Annotated in this window: 9 protein-coding genes; 8 read left to right on the forward strand and 1 reads right to left on the reverse strand. The window is 59.8% G+C overall.

The window, feature by feature from the left end:
- Nucleotides 1–979 precede the first annotated feature (979 nt).
- The 8 genes from C1X29_RS15540 (at nt 980) to C1X29_RS15575 (ending at nt 11692) form a co-directional block, all read left to right on the forward strand.
- On the forward strand, nt 980–2581 hold the full coding sequence (locus C1X29_RS15540; protein WP_102717834.1) for an ABC transporter substrate-binding protein: 1602 nt from the start codon (nt 980–982) through the stop codon (nt 2579–2581).
- Between the two features lie 260 nt (nt 2582–2841).
- Entirely contained in the window at nt 2842–4437 is a 1596-nt protein-coding gene (locus C1X29_RS15545; protein ID WP_102717835.1) for an ABC transporter substrate-binding protein, read from the forward strand.
- 177 nt (nt 4438–4614) lie between these two features.
- Nucleotides 4615–6036, forward strand: coding sequence for an OprD family porin (locus C1X29_RS15550; protein WP_102717836.1), 1422 nt, complete (start codon nt 4615–4617; stop codon nt 6034–6036).
- A 79-nt stretch (nt 6037–6115) separates the two neighbouring features.
- Entirely contained in the window at nt 6116–7711 is a 1596-nt protein-coding gene (locus C1X29_RS15555; RefSeq protein WP_102717837.1) for an ABC transporter substrate-binding protein, read from the forward strand.
- Between the two features lie 73 nt (nt 7712–7784).
- Nucleotides 7785–8795 (forward strand): ABC transporter permease subunit, encoded by a 1011-nt coding sequence (locus C1X29_RS15560; protein ID WP_102717838.1) that lies wholly within the window; start codon nt 7785–7787, stop codon nt 8793–8795.
- Nucleotides 8796–8806: 11 nt separating this feature from the next.
- The gene (locus C1X29_RS15565) at nt 8807–9733 is read left to right on the forward strand and encodes an ABC transporter permease subunit (RefSeq protein ID WP_039769224.1); all 927 of its coding nucleotides are present in this window, start codon (nt 8807–8809) and stop codon (nt 9731–9733) included.
- Nucleotides 9734–9743: 10 nt separating this feature from the next.
- The gene (locus C1X29_RS15570; RefSeq protein WP_011332433.1) at nt 9744–10712 is read left to right on the forward strand and encodes an ABC transporter ATP-binding protein; all 969 of its coding nucleotides are present in this window, start codon (nt 9744–9746) and stop codon (nt 10710–10712) included.
- Nucleotides 10712–11692, forward strand: a complete 981-nt coding sequence (locus C1X29_RS15575) for a peptide ABC transporter ATP-binding protein (RefSeq protein ID WP_085746899.1) — start codon at nt 10712–10714, stop codon at nt 11690–11692. The genes C1X29_RS15570 and C1X29_RS15575 overlap by 1 nt, the downstream gene beginning before the upstream one ends.
- A gap of 107 nt (nt 11693–11799) precedes the next feature.
- On the opposite strand, the gene C1X29_RS15580 is transcribed toward C1X29_RS15575, so the two are convergent.
- Nucleotides 11800–12060, reverse strand: a complete 261-nt coding sequence (locus C1X29_RS15580; RefSeq protein ID WP_085608056.1) for a hypothetical protein — start codon at nt 12058–12060, stop codon at nt 11800–11802.
- Between the last annotated feature and the right edge of the window lie 95 nt (nt 12061–12155).

The following is a 12155-nucleotide window of genomic DNA, read 5'->3' on the forward strand; positions in this document are numbered from 1 at the left end:
GGGTCGGGGACAACCTTGTTCATTGATTAACTCCTTGCTGACTTGAAGCCACCAAATGCCGTTCTCACGCGGCGAAGAGGTGGCAGCTATGTGCGGGGTGAGAAACCGGGCAAGGAGATTCCGGCCAGACCGAAGTCTGCCCGCACACGGCCGCCATAAATCAATTACAGGCAGCAGAAAAGCTGGCGGCAATTATGGTCGGACTGGCGTTCGAATAACACTCGCTTGCCTGGGTTCTCACACCCAATCACAGAGTTTTCTGCGACAACCAAAGACTAGGGATCGTGGTTCCGACGGACAACCTGAAAAACTTGTGGGAAGGTTCGGTGAATCCCACACATCTTTAAACATTCGAAAATGGAACGCGGAGCGTCCCGGCTACATTCCCACGCGGAGCGTGGGAACGATCAAAAGCTGCCCTCTCCCGGAGGGAGAGGGAACTGACCGCGTCGTTTAAATGAAATACGCCGACGTGAGATATCGAAGGTGAATTCAAAATCCGAAAAGCACACAAACCGCTCTAGCTGTTGCCCCACCACCACTCAACAGGATGAGCGTTAGCTCGGCTGCAGCTTTTGATCTTGATCCACGGGCGACGTCGGAAGGCTGAGTGGAGGGATTTATCCGGGGGTGGGAGCGCAGCGACCGTTTGGCGAAGCCAAACACATCGAGAGGAGGTGCAGCGAAGCAAACCGTAGGCGATGCCCCCCGGATGAATCCCGGAGCGAAGGAACCCCGAGCCTTAGCGAGGGGCCGAACGCAGGAGCAAGCGTTTTTGGTTACTTTTTAGGCGTTTGTAAAAAGTGACCCGCCGTAAGGGCGGAACCATAAGAAGCCGTTACCGCAGCATCGGATATGCACACAATCACCCCAGATATACCGAGATAGACACCTCACCTAGAAAAACGATATTTCCGCGCCCACCGAAACCCCGGCTACCCTCCTCCCCACAACTACCTCCAGTGCACCCGGGGACTCCATGGATCGATTCACCTTCAAACCACTTCTAATAACCCTGGCCCTGACCGCCATAACCCCAATCGCCAACGCCGCAACAACCCTCGTCTACTGCTCAGAAGCCAGCCCCGCAGGCTTCGACCCCAGCCAGTACACAAGCGGCACCGACTTCGACGCCTCCGCCGAAACAGTCTTCAACCGCCTCACCCAATTCAAACGCGGCGGCACCGAAATCGAACCCGGCCTGGCGACCAATTGGGACGTAAGCCCGGACGGCCTCCAATACACCTTCCACCTGCGCCAAAACGTAAAATTCCACACCACCGACTACTTCACCCCGACCCGAACCTTCAACGCCGACGACGTCCTCTTCACCTTCCAGCGCCTGCTCGACCCGGAAAACACCTTCCGCAAGGCCTACCCCGCCGAATCCCCGTACTTCACCGACATGGGCCTCAATACCACGATCAAATCCGTGGAAAAGCTCGACGAAAACACCGTGCGCTTCAACCTGAACAACGTCGACGCCGCCTTCGTGCAAAACCTCGCCATGAGCTTCGCCTCGGTGCAATCGGCCGAATACGCCGCCCAATTGCTGAAGGAAGGCAAAGCAGCAGACCTCAACCAGAAACCGGTCGGCACCGGCCCGTTCGTGTTCAAGCGCTATCAGAAGGACGCGCAGATCCGCTACGCGGCGAACAAGGACTACTGGAAACCCGAGGACGTGAAGCTCGACAACCTGGTGTTCTCGATCACCCCGGATGCCGCCGTTCGCCTGCAAAAGCTCAAGACCGGCGAATGCCAGGTCAGCGGCTACCCGCGCCCGGCCGACATCGAAGTGATGGAAAAAGACCCGAATCTGCGGGTGCTGAAACAGGCCGGTTTCAACCTCGGCTTCCTCGCCTACAACACCACCCATCCGCCGCTGAATCAGCTCAAAGTGCGCCAGGCACTCGACATGGCGATCGACAAACCGGCGATCATCAAGGCGGTTTACCAGAGTGCCGGGCAGCTGGCGCAAAACGCCTTGCCGCCAGCGCAATGGTCGTTCGATCCGAACATAAAAGACGCACCGCACGACCCTGCGAAAGCCAGGGCGCTACTCAAGGAAGCCGGGGTTGCACCGGGTACAACCATCAACCTCTGGGCCATGACCGTGCAGCGCGCCTCGAACCCGAATGCGCGGATGTCGGCACAGATGATCCAGCAGGATTGGGAGAAGATCGGTATCAAGGCCAACATCGTCAGCTATGAATGGGGCGAGTACATCAAGCGCGCCAAGAATGGCGAACACGACGCGATGATCTACGGCTGGACCGGTGACAATGGCGACCCGGACAACTGGCTGGGCGTGCTTTACAGCTGCGCGGCGGTGAACGGCAGCAACTACGCCAAATGGTGCGACCCGGCCTACGACAAGCTGGTGCAGCAGGCCAAGGTGTCCACCGATAAATCGCAGCGGGTAAAACTGTATCAACAGGCGCAACTCATCCTTAAACAGCAGGTACCGATCACGCCGATCGCCAACTCCACGGTGTTCCAGCCGCTGCGCAAGGAAGTCACTGACTTCAAGATCAGCCCGTTCGGTCTAACCCCCTTCTATGGCGTGGGTATAAATAAGTAACACCCGGCCCCAATCCGGCGCGCACAGCGTGACCAATGCACCGTTTTGGGGCTCCATTTGCACCGTAAAAACCGTCCGCAAACGGTCAAATGCGTCAGAAGTTATACGGATGCGACATTAAGGTACGTTCGTGCCACGCTTTGACGCCGCCGAGCGCTCTGGATCTTGCATTGGGTATGGGCCCTGCATAAGTATCCGCAGGCACGACTCACGAGGTCGTACCTCACAACTAAAAAATGACAACAAATCATGAGGCCAACATGCTTAAACACGCGGTCATTCCGTTTTTAGTCGGCGCAGGCTTGTTAGCCTCCGCACCTTTCGCCACCGCTGCGACTAACCTGGTGTTCTGCTCCGAAGGCAGTCCGGCCGGTTTCGATACCGCGCAGTACACGACAGCGACCGATAACGACGCCGCCGAACCGCTGTACAACCGACTGGCCGAGTTTGAAAAAGGCGCGACCAATGTCGTACCGGGCCTGGCAACCAGCTGGGATATTTCCGAGGATGGTCTCAAGTACACCTTTCACCTGCGTGAAGGTGTGAAGTTTCATACAACGCCGTACTTCAAACCTACGCGCGATTTCAACGCCGACGACGTGCTGTTCACGTTTAACCGCATGCTCGATCCGCAACAGCCATTCCGTAAGGCTTATCCGACCGAGTTCCCGTATTTCAACGGGATGAGCCTCAACAAGAACATCGCCAAGGTCGAGAAGACCGGGCCGCTGACCGTGCAGTTCACGCTCAACAGCGTCGACGCCGCGTTCATCCAGAACATCGCCATGAGCTTCGCCGCCATCCTGTCTGCCGAATACGCCGACAAGCTGCTGGCCGAAGGCAAGCCGAGCGACATCAACCAGAAGCCGATCGGCACTGGCCCGTTCGTGTTCAAGAGCTACCAGAAAGACTCGAACATCCGTTACACCGGCAACCCGCACTACTGGGATCAGAGCCGGGTGAAGCTGAAGAACCTGATTTTCGCGATCAATACCGACGCCTCGGTACGCGTGCAGAAGCTCAAGGCCGGCGAATGCCAGATCACCCTGCACCCGCGCCCGGCCGATGTGCCGGCACTGAAAAACGATCCGAAACTGCAATTGATCGAGAAGCCGGGCTTCAACCTCGGCTACATCGCCTACAACGTCCGTCACAAGCCGTTCGACCAGCTCGAAGTACGTCAGGCGCTGGACATGGCAGTGAATAAACAGGGGATTCTCAACGCTGTTTATCAAGGCGCCGGCCAACTGGCCGTCAACGCCATGCCGCCGACCCAATGGTCCTACGACGACACTATCAAGGACGCCGCCTACAACCCGGAAAAAGCCAAAGAGCTGCTCAAGGCTGCCGGCGTCAAGGAAGGCACCGAGATCACCCTGTGGGCGATGCCGGTACAACGACCGTACAACCCGAACGCCAAACTGATGGCCGAGATGCTTCAGGCCGACTGGGCCAAGATCGGTCTGAAAGTGAAGATCGTCAGCTACGAATGGGGCGAGTACATCAAGCGCACCAAGAATGGCGAGCACGACATCAGCCTGATCGGCTGGACCGGTGACAACGGGGATCCGGACAACTGGCTCGGCACGCTTTACAGCTGCGACGCCATCGGCGGCAACAACTACTCCATGTGGTGCGATCCGGCTTACGACAAGCTGATCAAACAGGCCAAGGTCGTCACCGACCGTGACCAGCGCACCGTGCTCTACAAACAGGCCCAGCAACTGCTCAAGCAGCAAGTGCCGATCACGCCTGTCGCCCACTCGACGGTCAACCAGCCACTGAGCACCAAAGTCGAAGGGTTCAAGGTGAGCCCGTTTGGTCGCAACGTGTTTTCGGGTGTCAGCATCGATTAAACAAAAAACCGATTAGCCGCAATGCTGAGGGGGCCGTCTACCCCCTCACGCAAGCGCTTTGCCGAAATTCGCCAATCAGGCCTTTTGCAAACGTTTGCGATGTGTGAATGAGTTCTAAACCAATAACCGGCCAACCCAAAAAAGCCGGCATAAAAAGAAAGTAAAGGAGCTTCACCCATGAAACTGAGCAGCACCGCGATACTGGCCCTGGCCATCAGCAGCATCACCGCCACGGCGTACGCAGAACCTGCAAGTCAGGAGTTCGTCCCTACCACATTGGCCGGCAGCAGCGCCCAAAGCGAGGCCAAAGGCTTTATCGATGGACAAAGCCTGGGCGGCACAACGCGTAACTGGTATGCCAACGAACTGAAGCGTCGTGACGACCGTTTCAGCTACGTGAAAAACAGCGACAAAAACACTTCGCCAGTGGTCAAGACACCGACCCCGCGTCGTATCAACTGGGTTCAGGGCACCATCGTCAACTACACCTCGGGCTTCACCCAAGGCACCGTGGGCGTCAGCACTGAAGTGGCCGCTTACAACGCCATCGTGCTGGATCGCGACCGCAAGGACATCGCCGGTGGCTCCAACCGCACCCTGGCTCACTCCGACGGTGACGCGGTAGACCAGTGGAGCAAACTGGGTCTGGCCAACGTCAAGTTCCGCGTGTCGAACACCACGCTGACCGCCGGTCGTCAAAACTTCAGCACGCCGATCGTCGACGTCATCGGCAACCGTCCGCTGCCTTCGAGCTTCGAAGGGATCAGCCTGCACAGTGAAGAATTCAACAACCTGTCGTTCGACCTCGCCGGTTTCGACCGCGTCTCGCCACGTACCGAGCAGAGCCTGTCGAAATTCCGTTCCGAATACGGCGCCAACGGCGAAGAAACCGACAAGGTCTACACCGCGGGCGTGAACTATCAGCCGCTCAAAAGCCTGAAAACCAGCCTGTACGTCGCCAACGTCGAAGACTTCTGGAATCAGTACTACTTCGGCGGCACCCACGAGCTGGGTGACAGCCAGGTCCTGAGCCTGACCACCGGTCTGAACTACTACAAGACCGTCGATGAAGGCAAAAAGCTGATGGGCAACATCGACAACGACACCTACTCGTTGTCCCTCGGCCTGACTCACCAGGCCCACAGCCTGACCTTCTCCTACCAGGAAGTGAACGGTAACGAGTACTTCGACTACCTGCATGAAACCAACGGCATCTACCTGGCCAACTCCCTGCTGTCGGACTTCAACGGCCCGAACGAGAAATCCTTCCAGATCGCCTACGGCATCAACATGGCCGAATACGGCGTACCAGGCCTGAAGTTCAACATCTATCAGGCTCGCGGCTGGGGCATCGACGGTACTCACTACACCGGCACTGCTTACACCGATCCGGGCGCCAAACGCGGCGACCTGAGCCTGATGGACGGCGAAAGCCACTACGAATACGGTATCGGCGCGTCGTACGCCGTGCAGAGCGGTCCACTCAAGGCCACCGCCATCCGCGCGACCTACACCACTCACCGCGCCAGCGAACACCAGGCTGACGGCAACATCAACGAGTTCCGTCTCGTGACCACCATTCCATTCAACATCCTGTAAAAACCGCCAGCCGACGGCTGACTCAGTGACGAGTCGGCCGTTCGGCTTTTTGTCTTCAACCGATTGCAGAGGGTTCTTGATGAAAATGCTTCCCCTACGAGCGGCCATCGCGGCTGCGTTGCTGAGTGTCGCTGTCGGCGTCTCGGCCAAACCCTTGGTGGTCTGCACCGAAGCCAGTCCGGAAGGCTTCGATATGGTCCAGTACACGACTGCAGTCACTGCCGACGCGGTGGCCGAAACCATCTTCAACCGTCTGGCGGACTTCAAGCCCGGCACCACCGAAGTGATTCCGGCGCTGGCCGAGTCCTGGGACATCAGCGAAGACGGCCTGACCTACACGTTCCACCTGCGCAAAGGCGTCAAGTTTCACACCACCGAATATTTCAAGCCGACCCGCGACATGAACGCCGACGACGTGGTCTGGAGTTTCCAGCGTCAGCTGGACCCGAATCACCCGTGGCACAAGCTGTCGAGCGTGGGCTTTCCGTACTTTGAAAGCATGGGCTTCAAGGAACTGCTGAAAGGCGTTGAGAAAGTCGACGACAACACCGTCAAGTTCACCCTGACCCGTCGCGAAGCGCCGTTCCTGGCCGACATCGCCATGGCGTTCTCCTCGATCTATTCGGCCGAATACGCCGACCAGTTGCTCAAGGCCAACAAGACCGGCGACCTGAACAGCAAACCGGTCGGCACCGGCCCGTTCATCTTCCAGCGTTACGCCAAGGACGCCCAGGTACGCTTCAAGGCCAACCCGGACTACTTCCGCGGCAAGGCGCCGGCTGACGCGCTGATCCTGGCGATTGCCACCGACAACAACGTGCGTTTGCAGAAGCTCAAGGCCAATGAGTGCCAGATCGCGCTGTACCCGAAACCGGATGACATCCCGAGCATCAAGAAAGACAGCAACCTGAAAGTCGATGAAATGGACGCGATGACCGTCTCGTACATCGCCATGAACACCCAGCACAAGTACATCAGCGACGTGCGGGTGCGCAAAGCGATCGACATCGCCTTCGACAAGGAAGCCTACGTCAACGCCCTGTTCGGCAAAGGCAACGCCAGCGTGGCGGTCAACCCGTACCCGCCGACCCTGCTGGGCTACAACCACGAGCTGAAAAACCCGCCACGAGACCTCGACAAGGCCCGCGCCCTGCTCAAGGAAGCCGGTGTACCGGAAGGCACCACGTTCACTCTGTTCACCCGCAACGGCGGCGGCCCGACCAACCCGAACCCGATGCTCGGCGCGCAGATGATGCAGGCCGACCTGGCGAAAGTCGGGATCAAGATCGACATCCGCGTGATGGAATGGGGCGAGATGCTCAAACGCGCCAAGGCCGGCGAGCACGACATGGTTTCGGCCGGATGGGCGGGCGACAACGGCGACCCGGATAACTTCCTGACGCCTATGCTCAGTTGCGAAGCGGCCAAGAACGGCGAAAACTACGCTCGCTGGTGCAACGAGAAATTCCAGGCCCTGCTCGACGAAGCACGGGCTAAAGTAGATCCGGCCGAACGCGCCAAGCTGTATGAAGAGGCGCAAGTCATCTTCAATCAGGACCAACCGTGGATCAGCATGGCCCACACCCGCATGTTCACCGCAATGCGCAACAACGTAGAGGGTTATCACATCAGCCCTCTGACAACCAATAACTTCGCCACCACCCAGGTGAAGTAGATAAGAAACTCCCGAAGTCCCTGACCCCAGGGACTTCGGGCACGCCTAACCGGCTGATGAGGTACCACACACGATGTTTAGTTTTATTGCCCGCCGACTGGGGTTGTTGATCCCCACGTTTTTCGGCATCACCTTGCTGACTTTCGCGTTGATTCGCATGATTCCCGGCGACCCCGTGGAAGTGATGATGGGCGAACGTCGGGTCGACCCCGAAATGCACGCTCAGGCAATGGAACGCCTCGGTCTGAACAAACCGCTGTACGCCCAGTACCTGGACTACATCGGCAAACTGGCCCACGGCGATCTCGGCGAATCCCTGCGCACCCGTGAGAGCGTATGGTCCGAGTTCACCTCCCTCTTCCCGGCGACCCTGGAACTGTCCATGGCCGCCCTGCTGTTCGCCGGCATCCTGGGCCTCCTGGCCGGGGTGATCGCGGCCCTCAAGCGAGGATCCCTGTTCGACCACGGGGTGATGGGCATCTCCCTCGCAGGTTATTCGATGCCGATTTTCTGGTGGGGTCTGATCCTCATCATGTTCTTCTCGGTGAGCCTGGGCTGGACCCCGGTGTCCGGGCGGATCGACCTGCTTTACGACATCGAGCCGCGCACCGGTTTCATGCTGATCGACACCCTGCTGGCCGATGACATGGGCGCCTTCCTCGATGCCCTGCACCACCTGATCCTGCCGGCCATCGTGCTGGGTACCATTCCGCTGGCGGTGATCGCGCGGATGACCCGTTCGTCGATGCTCGAAGTACTGCGTGAAGACTACATCCGCACCGCCAAGGCCAAAGGCCTGTCGCCGTCGCGCGTGGTGTTCGTGCACGGCCTGCGCAACGCGCTGATTCCGGTACTGACCGTGGTCGGCCTGCAAGTCGGCACCCTGCTGGCCGGTGCGGTCCTGACCGAAACCATTTTCTCCTGGCCCGGCATCGGTAAATGGCTGATCGAAGCCATCGGCGCCCGGGACTACCCGGTTGTACAAAACGGCATCCTGTTAATCGCCTGCCTGGTGATTCTGGTCAACTTCGTGGTGGACATCCTCTACGGCTTTGCCAACCCACGCATCCGTCATCAGCGCTGAGGTCAATACCCATGAGCACTCCAACTTCCTCAGTAGTCACCGCCGCCACCGCCGTGGATCAAAGTCTGCTGTACCCGTCCCCGTACAAAGAGTTCTGGCAGGCCTTCGCCAAGAACAAGGGCGCCGTCGCCGGCCTGCTGTTCATGCTGCTGGTGATTTTCTGCGCGATCTTCGCGCCGTGGGTCGCCCCGCATAACCCGAGCGAGCAATACCGCGACTTCCTGCTGACGCCGCCGGCGTGGCTCGAAGGCGGGCAGATGCAATTCCTGCTCGGCACCGATGAACTGGGTCGCGACCTGCTGTCGCGCCTGATCCAGGGTTCGCGCCTGTCGCTGCTGATCGGTCTGTCGTCGGTGGTGATGTCGCTGATCCCGGGGATCCTGCTGGGTCTGTTCGCCGGTTTCTTCCCGAAAGTGGTCGGCCCGACCATCATGCGTCTGATGGACATCATGCTGGCCCTGCCGTCGCTGCTGCTGGCCGTGGCGATCGTCGCCATCCTCGGCCCAGGCCTGATCAACACCGTGATCGCGATTGCCGTGGTGTCCTTGCCGTCCTACGTGCGTCTGACCCGTGCCGCCGTGATGGGTGAGCTGAACCGCGACTACGTGACCGCCGCGCGCCTGGCCGGTGCCGGTCTGCCACGCCTGATGTTCATCACCGTGCTGCCGAACTGCATGGCACCGCTGATCGTTCAGGCGACTTTGAGCTTCTCCTCGGCGATCCTCGATGCCGCCGCCCTGGGCTTCCTCGGCCTCGGCGTCCAGCCGCCAACCCCTGAGTGGGGCACCATGCTGGCTTCGGCCCGCGACTACATCGAACGCGCCTGGTGGGTGGTGAGTCTGCCTGGTTTGACCATTTTGCTCAGCGTGCTGGCAATCAACTTGATGGGCGACGGCCTGCGCGATGCGCTGGACCCGAAACTCAAGAACGCCGCCTGAGGAGATTCCCATGTCACTGTTAGAAATCAAGAATCTCAACGTTCGCTTCGGCGACAAGAACGCCACCCCGGTTGTCGACGGCCTCGACCTGAAAGTCGACAAGGGCGAAGTCCTGGCGATCGTGGGCGAGTCGGGTTCCGGCAAGTCCGTGACCATGATGGCGCTGATGGGCCTGATCGAGCACCCAGGCATCGTCACCGCCGACTCGCTGAGCTTCGACGGCAAAAACATGCTCAAGCTGAACAACCGCCAGCGTCGGCAGATCGTCGGCAAAGACCTGGCGATGGTGTTCCAGGACCCGATGACCGCGCTGAACCCAAGCTACACCGTCGGTTTCCAGATCGAAGAAGTGCTGCGCCTGCACCTGAAAATGTCCGGCAAGCAAGCGCGCAAGCGTGCGATCGAACTGCTGGAAAAAGTCGAAATCCCGGGCGCCGCCAGCCGTATGGACGCTTACCCGCACCAACTGTCCGGCGGCATGAGCCAGCGTGTGGCAATTGCCATGGCGATTGCCGGCGAGCCGAAACTGCTGATCGCCGACGAGCCGACCACTGCACTCGACGTGACGATTCAGGCGCAGATCATGGACCTGCTGCTGGCGTTGCAGAAAGAGCAGAACATGGGCCTGGTGCTGATCACCCACGACCTCGCCGTGGTAGCCGAAACCGCCCAGCGCGTGTGCGTGATGTACGCCGGTCAAGCCGTTGAAGTCGGCCAGGTGCCGCAGCTGTTCGACATCCCGGCGCACCCGTACAGCGAAGCGCTGCTCAAGGCGATTCCGGAACACAGCCAAGGGGCCGAGCGTCTGGCCACTCTGCCGGGCATCGTTCCCGGCCGTTACGACCGCCCGCAAGGCTGCCTGCTGTCGCCGCGCTGCCCGTACGTGCAGGACAGCTGCCGCGCGCAACGTCCGACCCTTGACCCGAAAAGCCACAGCCTCGCCCGCTGCTTCTATCCGTTGAACCAGGAGGTGGCGTAATGGCCGTCGTACTTACCGCCCGCGACCTGACCCGTCACTACGAAGTCTCCCGTGGCCTGTTCAAGGGCCATGCCACCGTGCGCGCCCTCAACGGCGTGTCGTTCGAGCTGGAAGCCGGCAAGACCCTCGCCGTCGTCGGTGAATCGGGCTGCGGCAAATCCACCCTCGCCCGCGCCCTGACCCTGATCGAGGAGCCATCATCCGGCTCGCTGAAAATCGCCGGGCAGGAAGTGGCCGGCGCCGACAAGGCTCAGCGCAAACAACTGCGCAAAGACGTGCAGATGGTGTTCCAGAGCCCGTACGCGTCGTTGAACCCACGGCAGAAAATCGGTGATCAACTGGCCGAGCCGCTGCTGATCAACACCAACCTGTCGGCCGCCGAACGTCGCGAGAAAGTCCAGGCGATGATGAAGCAGGTCGGCTTGCGTCCCGAGCACTACCAGCGTTATCCGCACATGTTCTCCGGCGGTCAGCGTCAGCGTATCGCGCTGGCCCGCGCCATGATGCTGCAACCGAAAGTGCTGGTGGCGGACGAGCCGACCTCGGCGCTGGATGTGTCGATCCAGGCGCAGGTGCTGAACTTGTTCATGGACATGCAGCAGGAGTTCAACACCGGTTACGTGTTCATCTCGCACAACCTGGCGGTGGTGCAGCACGTGGCGGATGACGTGATGGTGATGTACCTCGGTCGCCCGGTGGAAATCGGTCCGAAGCACGACATCTATGCCCGTCCTCTGCACCCGTACACCCAGGCGCTGTTGTCGGCGACTCCGACCATCCACCCGGATCCGGACAAGCCGAAAATCAAGATCGTCGGCGAGTTGCCCAACCCGCTGAATCCGCCGCCTGGCTGCGCGTTCCACAAGCGCTGCCCGTACGCCACCGCGCGTTGCAGCAGCGAAGAGCCGGTCCTGCGCCAGCTCGACACGCGTCAGGTTGCATGCCACTACGCCGAGCAGTTCCTCGACGGCGCGGCATGAAAAAACCCGCCCCGTTTCCCGGGACGGGTTGTTGATGAGTTGACCAAACCCCTTCTGCCCCGATTGCGCATCGATCGGGAAAGAAGGGGTTTTCTTTTGCGCGGAATCTACGTCTGGCTATCACCTTCGTCCGCATCGTCGGAGTCCGGCTCATCGGTGGTCGAGTCGTCATCGTCGGCGCTGCCACCCTGGCCCTGATCGCCCGGCTCGGACTCGGACTTGGCCAGCATCAGCGCGCTGTGCCCCACCTGCCCGCTCGATGCCTGGGTATCGTGATCCTCGCACTCGGCCCAGGCCGTCGCGGTGCCGAGGGACAGCATCACCATCACTTTTAACAGCAGCAAAACGCGTAGCAACCTGTTTTTCATAGTCGATTCCATCCCTTCGCAGGTGAAACACAAATGCCTGGCTGATGCCCTCTGTGAAATCTAGTTCCGAACAGCCGGGTTCACCAGATAGGACG

The organism is Pseudomonas sp. GW456-12-10-14-LB2 (genome assembly GCF_002884345.1).
Lineage (GTDB): Bacteria > Pseudomonadota > Gammaproteobacteria > Pseudomonadales > Pseudomonadaceae > Aquipseudomonas > Aquipseudomonas paraglycinae.